This is a genomic window from Gammaproteobacteria bacterium, from assembly GCA_022340215.1.
GTDB lineage: Bacteria > Pseudomonadota > Gammaproteobacteria > JAJDOJ01 > JAJDOJ01 > JAJDOJ01.
This window is the reverse complement of record JAJDOJ010000014.1, coordinates 1-21,368: the sequence shown is the minus strand read 5'-3', so window position 1 is coordinate 21,368 and position 21,368 is coordinate 1. Positions and strand designations below refer to the sequence as shown.

The 21,368-nt window shown below is 62.1% G+C and carries 18 protein-coding genes, 2 tRNA genes and 1 riboswitch; of the genes, 14 read left to right on the top strand and 6 right to left on the bottom strand.

Annotated elements, in window-relative coordinates:
- Window positions 1-21: 21 nt before the first annotated feature.
- A complete protein-coding gene (locus LJE91_01015; GenBank protein ID MCG6867340.1) occupies window positions 22-1,203 on the bottom strand; it encodes a pyridoxal phosphate-dependent aminotransferase in 1,182 nt (393 codons plus the stop codon).
- Window positions 1,204-1,447: 244 nt separating this feature from the next.
- Between LJE91_01015 and uvrB the strand changes: the two genes are divergently transcribed.
- The 11 genes from uvrB (at window position 1,448) to LJE91_00960 (ending at window position 11,558) form a co-directional block, all read left to right on the top strand.
- Entirely contained in the window at window positions 1,448-3,463 is a 2,016-nt protein-coding gene (uvrB, locus tag LJE91_01010) for an excinuclease ABC subunit UvrB (protein MCG6867339.1), read from the top strand.
- Between the two features lie 48 nt (window positions 3,464-3,511).
- A tRNA-Val gene (locus LJE91_01005) sits at window positions 3,512-3,588 on the top strand.
- Between the two features lie 408 nt (window positions 3,589-3,996).
- Complete coding sequence (thrS, locus tag LJE91_01000; GenBank protein MCG6867338.1) at window positions 3,997-5,922, top strand: threonine--tRNA ligase; 1,926 nt, start codon at window positions 3,997-3,999, stop codon at window positions 5,920-5,922.
- Window positions 5,923-5,924: 2 nt separating this feature from the next.
- On the top strand, window positions 5,925-6,440 hold the full coding sequence (gene infC / locus LJE91_00995) for a translation initiation factor IF-3 (GenBank protein ID MCG6867337.1): 516 nt from the start codon (window positions 5,925-5,927) through the stop codon (window positions 6,438-6,440).
- A gap of 54 nt (window positions 6,441-6,494) precedes the next feature.
- Window positions 6,495-6,692 carry a 50S ribosomal protein L35 gene (rpmI, locus tag LJE91_00990; GenBank protein ID MCG6867336.1) on the top strand — a complete coding sequence of 66 codons (198 nt, stop codon included), beginning with the start codon at window positions 6,495-6,497 and terminating at the stop codon, window positions 6,690-6,692.
- Between the two features lie 17 nt (window positions 6,693-6,709).
- Window positions 6,710-7,069, top strand: coding sequence for a 50S ribosomal protein L20 (gene rplT, locus LJE91_00985; GenBank protein MCG6867335.1), 360 nt, complete (start codon window positions 6,710-6,712; stop codon window positions 7,067-7,069).
- Window positions 7,070-7,169: 100 nt separating this feature from the next.
- Entirely contained in the window at window positions 7,170-8,195 is a 1,026-nt protein-coding gene (pheS, locus tag LJE91_00980; GenBank protein ID MCG6867334.1) for a phenylalanine--tRNA ligase subunit alpha, read from the top strand.
- A gap of 150 nt (window positions 8,196-8,345) precedes the next feature.
- Window positions 8,346-10,724 (top strand): phenylalanine--tRNA ligase subunit beta, encoded by a 2,379-nt coding sequence (gene pheT, locus LJE91_00975; protein ID MCG6867333.1) that lies wholly within the window; start codon window positions 8,346-8,348, stop codon window positions 10,722-10,724.
- A gap of 1 nt (window position 10,725) precedes the next feature.
- A complete protein-coding gene (gene ihfA / locus LJE91_00970) occupies window positions 10,726-11,025 on the top strand; it encodes an integration host factor subunit alpha (protein MCG6867332.1) in 300 nt (99 codons plus the stop codon).
- Window positions 11,006-11,362 carry a MerR family transcriptional regulator gene (locus LJE91_00965; protein ID MCG6867331.1) on the top strand — a complete coding sequence of 119 codons (357 nt, stop codon included), beginning with the start codon at window positions 11,006-11,008 and terminating at the stop codon, window positions 11,360-11,362. The genes ihfA and LJE91_00965 overlap by 20 nt, the downstream gene beginning before the upstream one ends.
- A 119-nt stretch (window positions 11,363-11,481) precedes the next feature.
- Window positions 11,482-11,558: transfer RNA gene (locus LJE91_00960), tRNA-Pro, on the top strand.
- 114 nt (window positions 11,559-11,672) lie between these two features.
- Here LJE91_00960 and LJE91_00955 read toward each other — a convergent pair.
- The gene (locus LJE91_00955; GenBank protein ID MCG6867330.1) at window positions 11,673-12,632 is read right to left on the bottom strand and encodes a metallophosphoesterase family protein; all 960 of its coding nucleotides are present in this window, start codon (window positions 12,630-12,632) and stop codon (window positions 11,673-11,675) included.
- A gap of 261 nt (window positions 12,633-12,893) precedes the next feature.
- On the opposite strand from LJE91_00955, the gene LJE91_00950 reads away from it, so the two are divergent.
- The 3 genes from LJE91_00950 (at window position 12,894) to LJE91_00940 (ending at window position 15,303) form a co-directional block, all read left to right on the top strand.
- A complete protein-coding gene (locus LJE91_00950) occupies window positions 12,894-13,382 on the top strand; it encodes a CDP-archaeol synthase (GenBank protein ID MCG6867329.1) in 489 nt (162 codons plus the stop codon).
- Window positions 13,383-14,068: 686 nt separating this feature from the next.
- On the top strand, window positions 14,069-14,572 hold the full coding sequence (locus LJE91_00945; protein MCG6867328.1) for a DUF1249 domain-containing protein: 504 nt from the start codon (window positions 14,069-14,071) through the stop codon (window positions 14,570-14,572).
- A gap of 251 nt (window positions 14,573-14,823) precedes the next feature.
- Entirely contained in the window at window positions 14,824-15,303 is a 480-nt protein-coding gene (locus LJE91_00940; GenBank protein ID MCG6867327.1) for an Rrf2 family transcriptional regulator, read from the top strand.
- Between the two features lie 29 nt (window positions 15,304-15,332).
- Here the strand turns inward: LJE91_00940 and LJE91_00935 are convergent, their stop codons facing one another.
- The 4 genes from LJE91_00935 to LJE91_00920 all read right to left on the bottom strand — a co-directional run bounded on the left by LJE91_00935 (window position 15,333) and on the right by LJE91_00920 (window position 20,660).
- Window positions 15,333-17,303, bottom strand: a complete 1,971-nt coding sequence (locus LJE91_00935; protein MCG6867326.1) for a DUF3488 and transglutaminase-like domain-containing protein — start codon at window positions 17,301-17,303, stop codon at window positions 15,333-15,335.
- Window positions 17,300-18,277, bottom strand: coding sequence for a DUF58 domain-containing protein (locus LJE91_00930; GenBank protein ID MCG6867325.1), 978 nt, complete (start codon window positions 18,275-18,277; stop codon window positions 17,300-17,302). Before LJE91_00930 ends, LJE91_00935 begins: the two co-directional genes overlap by 4 nt.
- 105 nt (window positions 18,278-18,382) lie before the next feature.
- The gene (locus LJE91_00925) at window positions 18,383-19,339 is read right to left on the bottom strand and encodes a MoxR family ATPase (protein ID MCG6867324.1); all 957 of its coding nucleotides are present in this window, start codon (window positions 19,337-19,339) and stop codon (window positions 18,383-18,385) included.
- 415 nt (window positions 19,340-19,754) lie between these two features.
- On the bottom strand, window positions 19,755-20,660 hold the full coding sequence (locus LJE91_00920; protein ID MCG6867323.1) for a DUF4382 domain-containing protein: 906 nt from the start codon (window positions 20,658-20,660) through the stop codon (window positions 19,755-19,757).
- 506 nt (window positions 20,661-21,166) lie between these two features.
- Window positions 21,167-21,256, top strand: a riboswitch (cyclic di-GMP riboswitch).
- Window positions 21,257-21,368 lie beyond the last annotated feature (112 nt).

Genomic DNA, 21,368 nt, shown 5'->3' with positions numbered 1-21,368 from the left:
TCCGGACGAGGGTCAACGCTTTCACGGGCCGACGAAGGAAGAAATCCGGGAGATCGCTTCGGTCAGATTTTCCATGCTCGTGGCGAAGGAGATCCTGACGTGTCCCGGTGCGCCGAAGGCCGAACCGGGTACCAGCGCGACCCCCACCTTGTCCAGCAGCGCCTCGGAGAACCCGACATCGTCGTCGATCCCGTCCATTCGATCGATCGCGGCCTGTACGTTGGGGAAACTGTAGAAGGTGCCGTCCGAGGGCAGGCAGGCGATGCCGGGGATGGCGTTGAGTTGTTCGTGTACGAAGGCATGACGCGTCTCGAACGCCGACAGCATTTCCGCGACACAGCCCTGATCGCCGTCCAGCGCCGCCACGGCGGCGGCCTGGGAGATCGAGGCCGGATTCGAAGTGCTTTGGGATTGCACCTTTTTCATCGCGGCGATCAGTGCTGCGGGACCCCCGGCATAGCCGATGCGCCAGCCGGTCATGGAATAGGCCTTGGAGACACCGTTCAGCACGACCGTCCTGGCGTAAAGTTCCGGGCAGGCATTGAGGATGTTCGCGAACTCCCTGCCCGGGAACACGATGTGTTCGTACATGTCGTCGGTCGCGATCAGGACATCCGGGTATTCCAGCAGCACCTCACCGATCGCCCGAAGCGCTTCCAGGCTGTATGCCACGCCCGTGGGGTTCGAGGGGCTGTTGATCACGAACAGGCGCGTCTTGGGGGTGATCGCTGCGCGCAGTTGGTCGGGGAGCAGCTTGAAGCCCTGGTCCTGTCCGGCGGATACGATGATCGGTTCTCCGTCGGCCAGCAGCACCATGTCGGGATACGAGACCCAGTAGGGCGCCGGGATCACCACCTCGTCACCGCGATCGAGCAGAGACTGGCAGAGGTTGTAGAAACTCTGCTTTCCGCCACAGGACACGAGGATCTCTTTCGGATCGTATCGCAGCCCGTTGTCCCGCTCGAATTTCCTTGCGATCGCCTGCTTCAGCGCCGGGGTGCCATCCACCGCCGTGTACTTCGTCATGCCGGCCCGGATCGCCTCGATGGCCGCTTCCTTGATGTGCCCGGGCGTATCGAAATCCGGTTCTCCGGCGCCGAGACCGATGACGTCCCGCCCCTCGGCCTTCAACTGATTGGCGAGCGCGGTGACGGCGAGGGTTGGGGAGGGTTTGACCCGTTGTACGCGTGTGGACAGCCTGATGTTCAATGTAAGGAACCCCCAATATTCGATCGCGATTGCGTCGTATCATATACCCGTCACAGACAGGTTTCCCCGGTAATTGCGCGCCCTCTTCGTCCCGTGGCGGCGTTGCGATTCCTTGCAATAGAGCGGCTCACGCGTCATCGCGCCTTGCCACGCAACGAATATGACACACACTTTCTCGTGAAAACCTGTCCGCGACGGGTATACCTTGAATTCCGAGCGAGTTGACGATTCCGACGCCATGCACTTTGAACTGAAAACCGCCTATGCCCCGGCGGGCGATCAGCCCGAGGCCATCGACGGACTGGTGGCGGGTATCGAGTCGGGTCTCGCCTTCCAGACACTGCTCGGCGTGACCGGCTCGGGGAAGACCTTCACCATCGCCAACGTCATTCAGCGCGTACAGCGTCCGACGCTCATCATGGCACCGAACAAGACGTTGGCCGCGCAGCTCTACGGCGAGATGAAGGAGTTTTTTCCGCAAAACACCGTAGAGTATTTCGTCTCCTACTATGACTACTATCAGCCCGAGGCGTACGTGCCCGCGAGTGATACCTATATCGAAAAGGACGCGTCGATCAACGATCACATCGAGCAGATGCGGCTCTCGGCGACCAAGGCGCTGCTCGAGCGTCGGGACGCGATCATCGTGGCGACCGTCTCGGCCATCTACGGACTCGGGGATCCGCGGGCCTACCTGAACATGGTGATCCACCTCGACCGGGGAGAGCGGATCGATCAGCGCGAACTGCTGCGGCGACTGGCCGAGCTGCAGTACAGCCGCAACGACATGAATTTCGCGCGCGGGACGTTCCGGGTGCGCGGCGAGATCATCGACATCCACCCGGCCGAGGCCGAGCGCGAGGCGGTGCGTGTCGAGCTGTTCGATGAGGAGATCGAGCAGATCAGTCTCTTCGACCCGCTCACCGGGGAGGTGCTGCGGCGGGCGCCGCGCGTCACGATCTATCCCAAGACCCACTATGTGACGCCCCGGGAGACCCTGCTGGATGCGATCGAGGAGATCAAGGTGGAGCTCGGCGAACGCCTCGGGCACCTGCGCGCGGAGAACCGCCTGGTCGAGGCGCAGCGCCTGGAGCAGCGCACCCTGTTCGACATCGAGATGATCCACGAGCTGGGTTACTGCCCGGGTATAGAGAACTACTCGCGCTACCTCTCCGGGCGCGCGCCGGGTGAGCCGCCACCGTGTTTCGTCGACTATCTGCCGCGCGACGCATTGCTGGTGATCGACGAGAGCCACGTGTCGGTCCCGCAGTTCGGCGGCATGTACAAGGGCGACCGCTCCCGCAAGACGACGCTGGTGGAGTTCGGTTTCCGGCTGCCCTCGGCGCTGGACAACCGGCCGCTGCGTTTCGATGAGTTCGAGGCGATCATTCCGCAGACCATCTTCGTCTCGGCGACCCCCGGCGCTTACGAGCTGGAACATAGCGGACAGGTGGTCGAGCAGGTCGTACGGCCCACCGGGCTGGTCGATCCGGAAATAGAGATCCGCCCGGTCGAGACGCAGGTCGACGACGTGTTCTCCGAGGCGACCGAGCGCGCCGCGGAAGGAGACCGGGTTCTGGTCACGACCCTGACCAAGCGCATGGCCGAAGACCTGACAGATTACCTGGCCGAGCATGGTGTCCGCGTCCGTTATCTGCACTCCGATATCGACACGGTGGAGCGCGTGGAGATCATCCGCGACTTGCGCCTTGGCAGGTTCGATGTCCTGGTCGGCATCAACCTGCTGCGCGAAGGGCTGGACATCCCCGAGGTTTCCCTGGTTGCCATACTGGACGCGGACAAGGAGGGGTTCCTGAGGTCCGAACGCTCGCTGATCCAGACGACCGGCCGGGCGGCGCGCAACCTGCGCGGCAAGGTGATCATGTATGCCGACACCGTGACCGACTCGATGAAACGCGCCATCGGTGAAACCGATCGGCGTCGCGAAAGGCAACTGGCGCACAACAGGACGCATGGGATTACCCCGAAAGGCGTTGAGAAGAAGGTGGCCGACATCATGGAGGGGGCCTATGCCGGCAGCACTGCCGCCTCGGCGGACCGCTACGCCAGGGTGGCGGAGCAGACCATCGAGTCATCGCGCTATTCGGTCAGGGACCTGGAGAAGCGGATCGCGGGTCTCGAAAAAGACATGTACGAACACGCGCGGAACCTGGAATTCGAGGAGGCGGCGCGCCTGCGGGACGAGGTGGCACGGCTGAGGGAGATGGAATCCGGTGCTGCTCCGCACAATTGATTGTTGTCTGGTCCGCGAAACCTGTGGTACCTTTCGCCGCGCTTCGACAGGCGCGTAGCTCAGTTGGTTAGAGCACCACCTTGACATGGTGGGGGTCGTTGGTTCGAATCCAATCGCGCCTACCAATCTCCTTCATACAATCTTACGGTTCGGTGAGGTTGACGAATCGAGCCCCGGGATCCGGCAGGCGCATTCGCCTTTGTCACCTTCGTTATAATAAAGACGATAGCGTCCAGGAACACCGCAGGCTCAACGCCCGTCGGTTCCGTTTTGCATGGGTTGCGGTTGAATCCTGGACGAGTCCGCGCTTATGCTAATGTTTCGCGGATACGGGATCGTCGCCCCCTCGGTCGTATCGGTTCCCGGATGTCGCAGGGTAATCAGGAGTACCGCTAGGGCAATTGAGATGGCGGAGCGGTTCGAATTCAACCGCATTCGCCGGTTCACGCGGGGAACCGATCGTACCCGCTGAACGTCTAAACTGAAAATTGCGCCAAGTGGCCTCTCGTATGGGTCACCACTGGAGAACCGCCATGCCGGAAATCACACTTCCCGACGGCAGCCGCCGTCAGTTCGAACAAGCCGTTTCTATTCAGGAGATCGCCGCAGGTATCGGGCCTGGCCTGGCGAAGGTCGCGCTCGCCGGTACGGTGAACGGTCGGCTGGTCGATACCTCACATGTCGTGTCGCAGGACGCGGAGATCAGTATCGTCACGCCAAGGGACGAGGCGGGTGTCGAGGTGATCCGTCACTCCACCGCGCATCTGCTGGCCCAGGCGGTCAAGCAACTGTTTCCCGAGGCACAGGTGACCATCGGGCCGGTGATCGACAACGGCTTCTACTATGATTTCGCCTTCGAGCGGCCGTTTACACCGGAAGATCTGGAGAAGATCGAGGCGCGCATGAAGGCGCTGTCCGGAGAGGATATCCGGGTCGAGAGGACGGAGATGCCCCGCGAGGAGGCGGTCGATTTCTTCCGCGGCATGGGCGAGGCGTACAAGGCCGAGATCATCGAGGACATTCCGCAGGGTGAGGTTATCTCACTTTACCGGCAGGGTGATTTCATCGATCTCTGCCGCGGACCGCATGTTCCTTCCACCGGCAAGCTCGGGGCGTTCAAGCTGACCAAGCTGGCCGGCGCATACTGGCGGGGCGATTCGCGCAACGAGATGCTGCAGCGTATCTACGGTACCGCCTGGCCCGACAAGAAGCAGCTCAAGGCCTATCTGCATCGGCTGGAAGAGGCGGAGAAACGGGACCACCGCCGACTGGGCAGGGCGATGGGATTGTTCCATTTCCAGGAAGAAGCCCCCGGCATGGTCTTCTGGCACCAACGCGGATGGACCCTCTACCGGCTGGTCGAGGGATACATTCGCGATGTCCTCGCCGGGGCAGGGTACGAGGAGGTCCAGACCCCTGAGGTACTGGACCGTTCGCTGTGGGAGAAGTCGGGCCACTGGGACAAGTTCGCCGACATGATCTTCGCGACCCATTCGGAGAATCGGGAATACGCGATCAAGCCCATGAACTGTCCGGGCCATGTGCAGATCTTCAACCAGGGGCTGCGCAGCTACCGCGACCTGCCGCTCAGGTTGGCCGAGTTCGGCACGGTGCATCGCAACGAACCCTCCGGCACCCTGCACGGCCTGATGCGGGCGCGCCGGTTCGTTCAGGACGACGCCCACATCTTCTGCACGGAGGAGCAGCTCGAACAGGAGGTCGGTGACCTGATCGACCTCACCTTCCGCGTCTACAAGGACTTCGGGTTCAGGGACGTGAAGCTCGCCCTGTCCACGCGTCCCGAGCAGCGGGTTGGTGAGGATTCGCTCTGGGACAAGGCCGAGGAGGGGTTGGCGCGGACACTCGAAAACCGGGGGCTGGGGTACAAGCTGCAGCCGGGCGAGGGGGCATTCTACGGGCCCAAGATCGAGTTCACGCTGCTCGACAGCATCGGGCGCGAGTGGCAGTGCGGCACGATACAGGTCGATTTTTCCATGCCAGGACGCCTGGGGGCGCAGTACGTCGCCGAGGACGGTTCCCGACAGGTACCCGTGATGATTCATCGCGCCATCCTGGGCTCCATGGAGCGATTTATCGGTATCCTGATCGAGCACAACGCCGGATTGCTGCCCTTGTGGATCGCACCGACCCAGGCGGTGATCATGAATATCACCGACCGCCAGGCCGAATATGCCGAATCGGTTCGAGAGACCCTGACAGGACAGGGTTTCAGGGTGGTTTCCGACTTGAGAAATGAGAAGATTGGCTTTAAGATTCGCGAGCAAACCTTGCAGCGGGTGCCCTATCTGTTGATCGTCGGGGACCGCGAGGTAGAAACCGGAACGGTGGCCGTACGCACGCGGTCCGGTGAAGATCTGGGCGACATGTCCATCGAGGACCTTTCCCGGAAATTCGCCGGAGAGATCGCGTCACGCGGCCATTCTGCTTTGGAGGATTGAAAATCAGCGCAGCAAAGGAGCACCGACTCAATCGGGACATTCAGGAACGCGAAGTCCGGTTGATTGACGCCGACGGGGAGAACAAGGGCGTCGTATCCATTTTTGATGCTCTCAGGTCCGCCGAGGAAGCGGATCTGGATCTCGTCGAGATCGTGCCGACAGCCAAGCCGCCCGTGTGCCGGGTGATGGACTACGGTAAGTTCAAGTTCGAGCAGAACAAGAAGGCGCAGGCAGCCAAGAAAAAACAGAAACAGATCCACCTTAAGGAGATCAAGTTTCGGCCCGGTACCGACGAGGGGGACTACAAGGTCAAGGTGCGCAAGCTCATCGGTTTCCTGAGCGATGGCGACAAGGCCAAGGTCACGATCCGGTTCCGCGGTCGCGAGATGGCGCATCAGGGACGCGGTTCGGACCTTCTGGACCGGATCGAGCAGGATCTTTCTGAGGTCGGCGCCGTCGAACAGCGTCCCAAGATGGAGGGACGGCAGATGGTGATGGTGCTGGGACCGAGAAAGTAGGTTAACGAAATAGACCGGTTTCCGGTTGAACTGAATTTTGTTGGAGTATTGGCGATGCCAAAGTTGAAGACCAATCGTGGTGCGGCCAAGCGGTTCAAGCGGACCGCAAGCGGGAGATACCGCTGCAAGCAGTCGCACCTGAATCATATTCTGACCAAGAAGAGCACCAAGCGTAAGCGCCATCTGCGCGCCGCCGCGACGGTGGCCGCCGCCGATGTCCCGGCGGTGCGTCGTATGCTGCCGAACAACTAGGAAGGACGGAGACGACCATGTCCAGAGTAAAACGTGGCGTTACCGCCCACGCGCGCCACAAGAAGGTGCTCGGAAAGGCCAAAGGCTATTATGGGGCGCGCAGCAAGGTCTTTCGGGTTGCCAAGCAGGCCGTCACGAAGGCCGGCCAGTACGCCTACCGCGACCGCAGGCAACGCAAACGGCAGTTCCGCGCCTTGTGGATCGTCAGGATCAACGCGGCCGCGCGGCAGTTCGGTCTGTCCTACAGCCGCCTGATTGACGGTCTGAACAAGGCCTCCGTGGAAATCGACCGCAAGGTACTCGCCGACATCGCAGTCAACGACATCGAGGCCTTCGGCAAGATCGCCGAGAAGGCAAAGGCGGCGCACGCGGCTTGATGCCGCTCTCCGCGCCTTCGGCGCGGGGTCCTTGGAGCGGCTGTATGAGGATTCGGGGAAAGGTTACCGCCTTTCCCCTTTTTGATTTCGGATCTTGACCGTGCAGGAACTGGACAACCTTCTGAAAGAGGCGCTCAGCGAGATACGGGACTGCGCCGATGTCGCGGGTCTCGAGTCGTTGCGCGTCGGTTATCTTGGCAAGAAAGGTTCCCTGACGGCCCTGCTGAAGTCCCTGGGAAAGCTTTCCGCCGCCGATCGGCCACGTGCCGGCCAGGCGATCAACGACGCGAAGCGCCTGGTGCAGGAGGCCATCGCGGAGCGTCGCGAGCATCTGAACGCGCTGGCGGTCGAGGCGGAGCTTGGCACGGAGACCGTTGACGTGACCTTGCCAGGGCGGGGAATCGCGGCGGGGGGAACGCACCCGGTCACGCGAACGTTGCAGCGTATCGAGGACCTGTTCGCCCAGATCGGGTTCGAGGTTCGCGAGGGCCCGGAGATCGAGGATGACTATCACAATTTCGAGGCGCTGAACATCCCCGAGCACCATCCCGCACGGGCGATGCACGACACCTTTTACTTTGACCATCGCCACCTGTTGCGCACGCACACCTCGCCCGTGCAGATCAGGGTGATGGAGGACATGTCCTCCAGGCCGCCGATCCGTATCGTTGCACCGGGACGGGTATACCGCTGCGACTCGGACCTCACCCACAGCCCCATGTTCCACCAGGTCGAGGGTCTCCTGGTCGACGAGACGGTCGCGTTCTCCGATCTCAAGGGTGTCGTCGACCAGTTCCTGCGCGCGTTTTTCGAGCAGGACGACCTGGCGACCCGTTTCAGGCCATCCTATTTTCCCTTCACGGAGCCCTCCGCCGAGGTCGATATCCAATGCGTCATCTGTGGTGGCTCGGGATGCCGGGTGTGCAGCCGTTCCGGCTGGCTGGAGATCATGGGTTGCGGCATGGTCCATCCCAGGGTCTTCGAGCACGTCGGTATCGATAGCGAACGCTACAACGGCTACGCCTTCGGCATGGGTGTGGAACGCCTGGCGATGCTGCGTTACGGCGTCAACGATCTTCGGCTTTTTTTCGAGAATGACATGAGATTCCTAAAATTATTCAATTAGATAAGAATAGTTTATAAGAAATTATCAGAGGTACATCGCGAGCCTCCTCACCCGGTCCGGGCCGTTGAAACCGGATGCCGCAGGGGGTGGTCGACATACTGCCGTGGTCCCGGCTGCCGGCAATAGAAGCATGCAAACACAGTCACCCGAATGAAATTCAGCGAAGCCTGGTTGAGGGAATGGGTCGATCCGGACATCGAAGCCGAGACGCTCGGTCACCGGCTGACCATGTCTGGACTGGAACTGGACGGCATGTCCGCGGCGGCGCCCGAGTTCTCCGGTGTGGTTGTCGGGGAAGTCACCGGGGTTGCTGCGCATCCACAGGCCGATCGATTGCGCGTGTGCCGTGTGGTCGACGGTAGCGGCGAGGAACTGCAGGTGGTCTGCGGGGCGAGCAATGTCTACAAAGGCATGCGGGCCCCTTTCGCCCGGGTCGGGGCCACCCTCCCAGGGGGCATGACGATCAAGAAGGCGAAGCTGCGGGGCGTGGAGTCCTTCGGGATGCTCTGTTCGGCGAGCGAGCTGGGGCTGGCCGATTCGTCCGACGGCCTCTGGGACCTGCCGGCCGACGCCCCCGTGGGTGATTCCCTGCGGGACTTTCTGTCTCTGGACGATACCGTTTTCGAGATCGACCTCACCCCCAATCGGGCCGATTGTCTGTGCATGGCGGGGCTGGCCAGAGAGGTCTCGGCACTGACCGCCGCCGCGAATCGGGGACTCGACGTGCCGCCGGTGGCGCCCCGGTTCGACGATACCTTTCCGGTGCGGGTGGAGACCCCGTCGGCATGTCCCCGCTACGCCGGTCGGGTCATCCGCAATATCGACGCCAGCGCCCAGACACCGATCTGGATGCAGGAGAAACTGCGGCGAGGCGGTATCCGCTCGTTGGGGCCGGTTGTCGATGTGACCAATTTTGTCATGCTGGAACTCGGGCAACCGATGCATGCCTTCGACCTGGACCGGCTGTCCGGGGAGATCGTGGTCCGGCAGGCTGACGGCGGCGAGAAACTGACCTTGCTCGACGGACAGACGGTCACGCTGGACGCCGACACCTTGGTGATCGCCGACGGCGAAGGCGCGCTCGCGATGGCGGGCATCATGGGTGGGGAAGGCAGCGCGGTCCACGGCCGTACGCGGGACATCTTTCTGGAAAGCGCCCACTTTTCGCCGCAGGCGATCGCCGGGCAGGCTCGCAGATACGGACTGCGTACCGAGTCCTCTCACCGGTTCGAACGGGGGGTCGATGCCGATCTTCAGGTCCTCGCGATCGAGCGGGCGAGCGCGCTGCTGCTGGAGATCGCCGGTGGTGAACCGGGACCGGTGCTGGAGGTCGTGTCCGAGGATGGGCTGCCGGTGAGAGGGGAGATCCTGCTGCGCGAGGCGCGCATCGAGAGAATCCTCGGTGCGAACCCGGGGGTCGGAGAGGTGGAGAGGACGCTGACTGCGCTGGGATGCGGGTGCGTCAGGGAAGCGGAAGGCTGGCGCGTGACCCCGCCGAGCTACCGCTTCGACCTGTCAATCGAGGCGGACCTGATCGAGGAGATCGGGAGGGTTTATGGCTACGACAGGATCCCGAACACGACGCAGCAGTTCAGGCCGGTGATCCAACAGCGGAACGAGTCCGAGGTCTCGATGCCGGAGATCCGCAAATCGCTGGTGGATCGCGGCTATCAGGAGGTGATTACCTACAGTTTCGTCGATGAGGAAACCGAAAGACTGCTGAATCCCGAGCATTCCCCGATGGCGCTTGCGAATCCGCTTTCAGCTGATCTGGCGGTGATGCGGGGTTCGCTGTGGTCGGGGATGCTGCGTGCGGTCAGACACAATCTCAACCGCCAGCAGGGCAGGCTGAAGTTCTTCGAGACCGGACTGAGGTTCGTCAATGCGTCCGATGGCTTGCAGCAGATCCCGTCAATCGCGGGCGCGGTCACCGGCGCCGTGTTGCGTGAACAATGGGGTGTGGCGCCGCGGGAGGCCGATTTCTTCGACGTCAAGTCAGACGTTGAGGCCCTGCTTGCGCTGTCCGGCCACGATGTCGATGCGGTTTTTGCGCCGATCGAGGATCCCGCGCTGCATCCCGGTCAGTCCGCAGGTATTACCGTGAACGGGACTGAGGCGGGAAGAATCGGGGCGCTGCATCCCACGCTGCAGGCCCGGCTGGGACTGGATCAGAGGGTCTACCTCTTTGAGCTGCCGCTGGAGATGCTGCGGCGGGGCCGGATTCCGTCGTTCGCGCCGTTGTCGAAGTTCCCCGCGATTCGACGCGACATCGCGGTGGTCGTTGACCAGCCGGTGCCCGCCGCTCGTGTGCTGGACGTCATCGCAGGGCGTGACATTCCCCAGCTGAGGGACGTCATCCTGTTCGACGTCTATGCGGGAGTAGGTATACCGGAAGGTCGAAAAAGTCTCGCTTTGGGCTTGATTTTACAGGATTTATCGCGCACTCTTAATGACAGGAAAGTGGAGAGTATCGTTTCCGGAATCGTTGCCGGGCTGGCCCGGGAGCTGGGTGCTTCACTCAGGGAATAGCATGGCACTGACAAAAGCGGACATCGCTGAAAATCTGTACGAGGAACTGGGCCTGAACAAGAGGGAGGCCAAGGAACTGGTCGAGGTGTTTTTCGAGGAGATTCGAAGTGCACTGGAGCAGGGAGGGAATGTGAAGCTGTCGGGTTTCGGTAATTTCTCCCTGCGCAAGAAAAACGAAAGACCCGGGCGGAACCCGAAGACGGGTGAGGAGATCTCGATCACCGCCCGCCGTGTTGTGACGTTTCGGCCAGGTCAGAAGCTCAAGGCGAGGGTAGAGGCTTATGTTGGAGGCAGCGAATAACAGTGAATTGCCGGCCATTCCAGGCAAGCGCTACTTTACGATCGGCGAAGTCAGCGATCTGTGCGGCGTCAAGCCACACGTACTTCGTTACTGGGAACAGGAATTCCCCACGCTCAAACCGGTCAAACGTCGAGGCAACCGCAGATACTATCAACGCCACGACGTCATCCTCATCCGGCAGATCCGCAGCCTGCTCTACGAGCAGGGTTATACGATCGGCGGCGCCCGACAGAAACTGGTCGGACAATCGGCCAAGGACGACAATCTGCAGAGCCAGCAGATCATCCGGCAGACCCGCACGGAACTCGAGGACCTGCTCGATCTACTGAGGCGTTGACCCCTCACGGGGCTGCCCGTTGGCACGGGGCGGGCGGACGGTCCTTCCGGCCCCGGCATGAGCGGAGGACGTTCGGCCCTTTTCAAGTCCGTCCGATTTCAGTATTCTTTCGCGTCTTTCGGGGCGTAGCGCAGCCTGGTAGCGCACCGCAATGGGGTTGCGGTGGTCGGAGGTTCAAATCCTCTCGCCCCGACCAATGGTTTCCCGCCCGGGCGTCCTCCCAGGCGCCGGTTCTCCGGTCATCGGCTCCGAATGGCGGTTCGGGAGGCTGTTCCCGAGCGGCTTCCTCTCCGTTGCCTCGAGATGTCGGTCACACCTGCGCGCACCGGAGCGTGTGCAGGGTGATCTCAGGGGGACAGTTGAAGCGTACGTCGACGACCGAGACCCCCGATCCCCTGGACGTATAGCCCTGCATTTCGTGGTACCGCCAAGGCCCGGCGCAGAGCGCTCGCGGGCACCTCGCGTTGCAGGTCAGCGGGTATCCGCCGGGGAGGCAGATCTGCCCGCCATGCGTATGCCCGCAGAGCATCAGACTGAAACCCGAGTGCGCCGCGTGCCGGTAGATCTCCGGTGAGTGAGCCAGCAGCACGGAAGCGGCGTCCTGCGGGATGTCCAGCGAGGCCTTTTCCAGGTTGTCAGAGCGGTAGTAGTGCGGATCGTCGATACCGGCAACGAACAACGAGGCCCCGTCCCGCTCGATCCTGACGTTTTCGTTGAGCAGCATGCGGATCCCCATCTCCTCGAATCCTGGCACCATCCGGATCGTGTCGTGATTGCCAAGGATCGCGTACACCGGTTGCCTGAGGTGTGCCCGTACCCTGTCCATGGCATCCAGGGCAGGCTTCCAGTCCCCGTAGGTCTTGGCCCGGAAGTCACCCGTCAGCACGCAGAGGTCGTAGTCCAGGTCGTAAACCCTCTCGATCAGTGCATTCGGGATATCGGGGTTCATGTCCAGATGCGGGTCACTGATCTGTAGCAGGGCAAAGCCGTCGAATGCGGGCGGCAGATCGCCCATGTGAACTTCGTTTCGCCGGGTCGCCAGATCAAGCGCATTCCGGCGTCCCCTGCCGTGCAGTCCCAGCACGCGAAGCGAACCCCGCATCAGTGAGTGGATCGAGTACCAGTTCTCGATGTGAAAGAAGTTTATCCCCTGTCCAAAGATTCTGGCCTCGTTGTCGGACTCGATGCCCAGCCTCTGCCCAAGATGGGGAGGGGAAAGACGCGCAGCCAGCGCCCGATACAGGGCAGAGTCCTCCGAGAGGTGGGTCATGTGTCGGTGCTGTCCGTGGTTGGCGTTTCCGGATGCCGGTGGCAGACCGGTGCCCCGGACTGCGGTCAGCGGGGCGCATGCGCCCGGCCCTTGCGAATTGTACACTTGGCTTGTACGGGCTTCGACGTCCGGTCCAGACTTTTCGGGGTGTGCCCGTCAAGTTGGCACGAAAGGGGACTGTGATCCATTTCGGATCCGGGTAGACCCGGTCGGCAGACGAGGTTAGACGGCAGGGATGATGGTGAAGGGAAAGGGAATCCTATGGACTACTACAACCTGGGTGGCGTACTGGTACTGCTCCTGGTCGCGAACGGGGCGCCGGTCATTCTGGAAAATCTGTTCAGAGGTCGGTTCGGGTACCCCGTGGATGGGGGAGCACGGTTTCTCGACGGGAAGCCGCTTCTCGGCGCTTCGAAAACCTGGCGGGGACTGCTTGGCTCGGTCCTGGTCACCACACTGGTGGCGGAAGGCATCGGGTCGGGTGCGCAAACCGGCCTGATCGTGTCAGCCGCCGCGATGATGGGTGACCTGTGCTCGAGTTTCACGAAACGGCGCCTGAGTATCCCGCCGAGCGGAATGGCATTCGGGCTCGATCAGGTTCCCGAAGCGCTTCTCCCGCTGCTTGCCCTGCGCACTTCCATGGATTTGTCGGCTGGACAGATCGTCTTGCTGGTGGCCGTATTCATGCTGCTGGAACGGCTGCTTTCCAAGATCTTTTTCAGGATGCGACTCCGCAAGCGACCCTACTGACTGTCGGCTCCGGTGCGCTTGCCCTGCAGGGCAAGCGCGATGACCGCCGCGGGACCGAAGATCAACCCCATCGTTCCCCAGAATCGGGGGCAGCGCTGTCCATCTGCAACGTTTTCCGGTGTTGGACGTGTGCCAGGTAGACATCCGGCGTGTTCCGGGTCTCCCCGGGCAGGGGGTTCCCATATCACGAGACCTCATCAACCCGTTCAAGCCGCTTGCGGTGCTCGTCCCATCGCCAGGATGCCGTCTTCCGGCTGAGATGAACCCCCCGAGCCAACGGTCCGCCGGCTGCAATCGGCACCAGTCCAGGTTCCCGCAGAGCACCTGTTCCCCCGCCGCCGTCAGGGACAGGCGCTGCGCGTTGAATTCGTCGCGGTCGATGTCTCGCCAGGAAGTGCCGAACTCCCACGCGGGGCGAAACGGACTGCCTTCGTCGCACTGGAGCAGGGGGTGTTCGCCGACGCAGAGTCGCCCCATGTACTGCCAGAAGGTCCAGTCGCCGATTCGCCGCTCGACGCCGGGTTAGGTGATTCTCGATGACATGGGAGCATCGGCGGTGCGTGCCGGTCGGACCGCAGGGCGTCCCAGGTTTGGCCTCACCCCGGCGTTTTTGGTTATGATGGTCTCGGCAAATGCAACACCTCGTCCAGATCTACGTCACGCGATATAGGGGGAATTACAACGACATGCAGGTGCTCGCACCCGCGGCCTTCCTTCAGATGCCGGAGCCGCGCAGTTTCACGGGTCTGATGGAGCTGTATGAGGCCAACTATATCCGTTTCCGGCGGCTCTGCCCGGGTCTCGACAAGATCACTAACCACGCTGTCTCCGCGGTGGAAGGCGCCCTCGACCTGCACCTGCGGATCGTCGAGCGGACAAGGTATACCCATACAGTGATCCTGACCAGCTATCTGCAGGGGGACCGCGTCGGGTTCAGTCCCAAACCGAATCTCAGGATTCGCGTCTATCACGATGCACGACAGGCAGAGGTGCTCGACGTTCAATCCCGCGCAGGCCGCAGCGGGGCGAGCCGGCTATACCGGAGCGCGGATTCGCAGTTGGTGTTCCGCTGGCGGTGGAACCAATTTCTCTACAAGTGGCTGGGGTATTGCCTATATCATGGCTATGGTTTTCCGCTTGAGGCAGGGCGCCTCTCGTCCTCCTCAGAACCGTCCGCGGCCCCGGTTTGACCCCTGCCCAGGGCGGTGCATCAGGTCAACAGGTGATTCGCACAGGCTCGGATAAGGATTGGTCAAAGATTCTCAATATATAACTATCGCCGTAAGAAATATTAATTATCTATCTGTTTATAAACTATTAATTAGTTGGACGTCTTGTTGGTGCGGAATTTTCCGGTCTTGACGAACGGGTCCGGGTTGCGTATAAAAACCTAGTAATGCGCTAAGGAATTATGCGCCCCAATTCTGGAGATTACCAAGCGATGCGATTGTCAACGAAAGGCCGATATGCGGTCACCGCGATGATGGACCTGGCGATCCACGAGCAGGACAAGCCGGTCACCCTGGCCGAGATATCATTGTGTCAGGGGATTTCTCTCTCTTACCTCGAACAGCTCTTCGCCAAGCTGCGCAAGTGCGGGCTCGTCGAAGGGGTGCGCGGTCCAGGCGGCGGATATCGGCTCGCCAGTCCCTCCGATCAGATCACCATCGCTCAGGTCATCTCGGCGGTGGACGAAGAGGTTGACGTAAAGCGTTGCCGTGGCAACGAGGATTGTCAGCACGGAGAGCGCTGCCTGACGCACGATCTGTGGGACGATTTGAGCAAGCAACTGTACGAGTTTCTTGACGGAATTACACTGGCCATGTTCGCGAACCGTCCGGAGGTCAGGGAGGTCGCGCTGCGTCAGGATCAGATGCACAGAAGACATCAGCAGGTGCTGTTCAAACGCCCTGCGGCCTGAGCAGGACCGGTTGATCGTCGGTCCCTGCGTTATCGGGCGTTCGGATCGAATCGACGCACGCGCTGACGCAGGTCCTTCAGGTTTTCCTCGCTGTACGCCGACCCGTAACGCATTGCCGTGTACCGCTCCGTGATGCCACGGAGATCCGCAGCGATCCCGGGGTTCGCAGATGCGATTCTCTCGCCGAAATCCAGCGCTCCCTCCGAAGACCCGGGCGGCATACCCGCCGTGGTCAGCTTGCGGACGAGGCGCACGTAGACCCGTTTCAGCGGTACCGGTTCAACCGCGCGAATGCGCCAGAAGTGAAACAGCGTCAGCAATGTGGCTAGCAGCGCCATCCCGAGCGCCATCAGCCAGGCCAGTTCCCTCCAGCCCGGATTGTCGAATCCCAGCTTCTCCAGCATCGCCATCTGTCGATCCGGTCCGTATGCGACGATCCAGTTCTGCCACTGGTAGTTGATGGTGTCCCAGCCCTGCCGCAACCGGTTGAGTATTCCGGCACCATACCTGGCCCTGAACAGAAATGGGAGGTCGGAAGCCAGCGATGTGGTACTTCCGATCCCGAGTTCGACGCGCTCCGGCGAGACCGCTGCGGTGGGATCGATCCGCTCCCAGCCACTGCCTTCCAACCAGACCTCCGACCAGGCGTGTGCGTCGGACTGGCGAACCTCGATATAGTTGCCGATCGGGTTCCATTCACCCCCCTGATAACCTGTCACGACGCGCGCGGGGATGCCCGCGAGCCGCATCAGTACGGTGAAGCTGGAGGAGAAGTGCTCGCAGAATCCGCGGCGGGTCGAAAAGAGAAAATCGTCTACGGGATCCCCGCTGAGCGCCGGCGGGGTGAGGGTGTAGGTGAACGGTTCTTCGCGGAAATGTCGTAGCGCGGCGGCCACGATCCCCCGCGCCGTCGGGTACTGTTCGCGCCAGGAAGAGACTAGGGCGGCAGCGCGCGGGGCCACACCTGGTGGCAGCGCGAGGTTCAGACGGCGGCGGCGTTGCGGCAGCTGCGGGTCGGTTTCCGTGTCGAGCAGGGACTCTGCGGAATATCGCATCCGCTCGGTCACAGGCTTGATGGACAGGAGCTGAAAGGTCTGCGTCTCTATCGCCCCCGGCGGGGCGCGATCGGGAATGTCCAGGGCCAGCAGCCATTGCTTGTGGTGGGGTTCGAGCAGGATGTCGTAGGACAGCCTGCCGCTGCCCGCTAGCGGTTCGTGCCGGGGGATGGACGCCCACCAACTGGGATGCCATGTTCTGCCGTCGTAACGGCTGAGTACGGGTCCCCGCCAGTAGCGCAGTTCCCGGGGCGGAGGCGAGCCCTCGAACGAGGCGCGGAACGCCGGCTCGTTGGACAGGATGAGTTGGCTGATGCGTCCCGGTGACATGGTGTCGCTGAGCCCGCTGACACCGGACGCGGCAGCGTCGCCCAGGGACCACATCGGGCCGGAGATTCGGGGGAACAGCACGAACAGCAGCAGGGCCAGAGGAACGGAAAGGGCGAGCAGACGCAGGGCATAGCTCGATTGTTCGCGCAGACTGAGCGCTGCGGACGTATCGCCCAGTCGCAGGAAAACGATGGTAACGGCCACCGCCACCGCGGCGCCGGGAATGACGTACAGGAGATCCTGTTCGAATAGAAAGGCGGCGCCTACCGTCATGTAACCCATCATGATGACGATGAAGGCGTCCCGGAACGTGAAGGTCTCCAGTGTCTTCAGCCCGAGCAGAACGACGAGCAGCGAGACGCCAGGGCCCCGGCCCAGCAGCGTGTGGTGCTCGAACAGGATGCCGCCGGTACCGACGACCATGAGCGACCAGGTCAGGATACGGCCCAGGAGCGTGGGGCTGGCAGTCCTCGAGGCGACCCGCAGGGCGATCGCACCAAGCGCCAGTGTGGTGATCCAGACCTTCATGTGCGGTGCGAGCAGCAGGGCGCCGAGCGCCGCAATCGCGGCAACCCAATGGATACGCACCCCGATCCGTTCCCTCGTATCGTTCATCGACGCGCCGCTCCCGGGGCATCGGCACCCTTGTCCCCGCGGTAAAGGGCGAGCGCCTCGAGACAGGCCCGTTTGTGCAGTTCACCGGCGCCCGGGTCCACGATGCCCGTTGGCAGCCGCAGCCCGTAACGCAGGTGTTCTTCCTCGGCCTGCAGCACCATGCGGCACAATCGGGAAAGACGCGTCTCGGTATCGAGGGCCTGCAGATCCTCCCATGTCAGCCAGACCTCCGGGGCCCCGGCCCCGTCGTATTGCTTCACCAGGGGGGCTTCCCGGCGCGCCAATGTCTTCCAGGCCACGCGCCGCATCGAGTCGCCGACGCGGTATTCCCTAAGCCCGGAGAAGTCTTCCTGACCCGGACCGGATGCTCCCCCGTCGGGCTTCCCGGTCGATCTCAGGGCGGCGGGGGGAGGGGCCTGGGCGGACGGCGCGGGATAGACGAGTGTGGTCATGTCGAACTCGAGCCAGCTCCAAGCGTGGAACAGCCCGAAGGGGAAGCGGGTGAAGAGTAAGAATCGATCGGGCCGCAGACGCCCGCGAAACGGTGCGGAGACGGGTACGGAGACGTCGTCCACTCCCGAAGGGGGCAGGTAGGTCGTGGAACCTGGAAGGTCCCGCCAGCGCATCGTAAGCCCGACACGTGGCAAGCGGGATGGATTGTGCAACCTGAATCGGAAACGCGCTTCCTCGCCGGCGAACACCGGATGCGCGCCAAGGTACTCCACACGGACGTTGAGCAGGTTCCGATGCGCGTACCACATGGCATTGGTGCCCAGTCCGGCCAGCAAGAAAGTGAGGCCGAAGACCATGCTGTTGTTGTAGTTCATGGCGCTGGCAAGCAGGACCGCCAGCATCGCGGCGTAATAGAAGCCGAATCGCGTGGGAACGATGTAGATGCGCCGGCGGTGCAGGACGATTTCCCGGTGCGCGACCTCGTGGCGCCGCATCACCCAGTCGGCGAATCGCTCACTCATCTTCGGTGTGAAAGACGGCAGTGCCGGGCGGATCATTTCATGCTACGGGTGTCGGCCGGGTGCGGATCCGTGTCGTCCGTGATATCGGGGCGACCCGTCGAGGTCTCAGGGAATCGGGATCTCGTCGAGCATGACCGCAAGGGGATCGACGGCCCCTTCCCCTGCGGATTGCTCTAGCGAAACGAGCCGGTGTCGGGCTACGTGCGGGAGAACGTGCTGCACGTCTTCCGGCGAGACGAAGTCCCGACCCTCCAGCAACGACCAGGTACGCGCGCTCCGAAGCAGGGCAACCCCGGCACGCGGCGAGAGTCCACCCCGGAAGGTGTCCCCGCGCCGCGTGTACTCCAGGATGGCCTGTACGTAGTCCAGCAAGGGGTCGGAGACGTGGATCGTCGCCACCATCGCCTGGAGTACCTCGAGATCTTCAGGGTCGAGACCGGGCTCGAGTTCCTGCAGGATTTCCCGCCGGTCGCGGCCTTTCAGCAGATTACGCTCCGCCCGGCCGTCCGGGTATCCCAGTGCGATTCGCATCAGAAAACGGTCCAGTTGCGATTCGGGCAGCGGAAAGGTTCCGATCTGATAGGACGGATTCTGGGTCGCGATCACGAAAAACGGTGCCGGCAGCCTGCGCGTCTCTCCTTCTATGGTGATCTGCTCCTCCTCCATGGCCTCGAGCAGGGCGCTCTGGGTCTTCGGCGAGGCGCGATTGATCTCGTCGGCGAGGATCAGTTGGGAGAACACGGGACCGGGGTGAAACGTGAACAGCCCCGTGGCCCTTTCGTAGACCGACACACCGAGAACGTCCGCCGGCAGCATGTCGCTGGTGAACTGGATGCGCTGAAACTGTAGCCCCAGGACCTGCGCGATGGCGTGGGACAGCATGGTCTTGCCCACACCGGGTACGTCTTCGATGAGCAGGTGTCCTCGGGCCAGCAGGCAGGTCAGGGCGAGACGGATCTGGTGGGTCTTGCCAAGTATGACCCGCTCGATCTGATCGATGATGCGCTGGATCACTACGGGCGCGTCCAGCTGCGAAGCGGTTTCGGGAGCGGGAAAAGTCATGGACTTTTTGGGGATCCGTCGTGGTAGGTTGTCGGGTCGAACCCGCTGTTCAGCGGTGTTCGCGGCAATCGCAAACGGCCGGGTCCCGACTCGTCGAACACACCGAGCAGTTGCCGGTTCTCGATGAAACGGGCCGGACTGTTCTGAATCTAGCACTTTCCTGGTAATTCGCCCGACCCACTCAGTGTCCTGCATTCGAGAAACCGGCCCGGCGTATGAAACGGTTCGTCGGAAAATGGTGCCCGCGACTTCGTCCGGGCACGGTAATGTTCCTGTTCGTGAGGTTACGCGGGCCGCAGATTATAGGAACCAGGAGCAGAGCGTGTGCGCCCTGAAGGAGCCCTTTATTTTCTGGCTCTGGCAACGCGTGGCAGCCGTGCAGATCGCCTTTGAGTCCCGCGACCCGACGGCGAGTTCAGAAGTCCTTTTTCGTGACCTTTGCGGCTTCGACCGCCACCACCGAAGTCCCCGTGAACAGGATATCGTCCTGGTTCAGCACCGGGTCGTCCGTCGCGGCATTACAGGTGAGCGACGCGGTGTATTCGCCCGGCTCGAGAAACGCGGCGCGGTACCTGAACAGGTCGTCCCGGTAGCGAACCCTGGCGACTGATTCGGGATTTGTGTGTCCGGACGACTCACCGCTGTCTGGGATGAAGACATCGTCGGGAATCACGTCTCCCTCGTAGACGTAGACCGCGCATCCGGTGTTCTCCGTGCTGGCAATCCCTCCGAGGCCGGAGATGGTCGATCCGTCAATCTGTCCGGCAATGGCCCCCACCGTCTGCGTATCGACGATACGGGCGGTAGGACGCAGGGTATAGGCTTCCTTCGATACCGGCTTGCTGATCGCCTTGTTCAGTTCCCAGTCGACGGTAAAGGCCACGTGACCGCCGGGATCCACGTCGAAGGCGCGATGCAGCTTCAGCCCGTTCTTGTCGCAGCTGGGGCAGGACAGGGGATGACGCTGACCGTCGATTGTGATCCAGGCGGCTTCGGGGGCGAGATCGGTCTCGAGCCTGATCCACTGATAGTGCCCGGCGGGGAGTTCGAGTTTGTCGAGGATCACGACGGATTGGCCGTCACTCAGTTCCAGCATGTTGAGTTGACGCGGAGGATCGATCTTGAACGAGATGTCTTCGCCTTCACCGCCGTGAATGTGGCCGCCCGTATAAGTGAAGACGACCTCGTCCGCGCTGGCGACCGGAGCATCGGTTACCGCTAGCGACAAGCTGCCGGGAGCGTCGTCGCCTCCGCAACCCGCCAGCGTCAGACCCAGTGCCATGGGCAGCGACAGCAGGGAGATTCTGGGCGTTATCTTCATGGTGATATACCTGTTCGACAGGTTGAGTTGACCGAATGATATGTCGATTCCTGGATTCAACGTACCGTGCAGGGACAATGATGCCGAATTTTCCGACGGGTGACGGGTCAATTCCTACCGGTCGCTTGTCTCCCCGACCCTTTGCCCGAAACGGTGCTCGGCCCACCGTGGTGTTCGGCTACCCGGTTGCCTGATCACGGCATCGACCGGATTCGCCTCTCCCCGGACCGAGCGCGTCTTCAGGTTGGGGGGTCGGGCGTTACCTATCCACTGGCTTGGCGTCTCCTTGTCGAATTCCGACTGGCTTCCGCTGCCGCTGATTTCCGGTTTCTGACCGCTGGTCCGCCTGGTCGGGTGCACACGACCGATTGGTCCCGAGACTGGCGAAATGTGATGCGTGTCTCAATACACTGATCTCCAGGGTCGAACGACGAGCGACAAAGCCCGCAACCGACGGGTAGCGAGACGGATCGATCCCGGGGGTGAAAGCCCTCGATAGTAACGAGTTCTGATAAAGGCAGCTCTTACCGAAAGGTTTGAGGCGCAAAGTCACCGGTCTAAAGGGCGTCAAGCCCCAGGACAGCGGGACCGCCGGAATTCCTGACCGTGTCCGCCACATGCCGTGGCGCGCGAAAAAACTCGCGACTGGTCGGAGTAACCCCGCCACCGCTCAGGTGGTCGGGCCAGCGTGCGAATGTTCTTTATCGA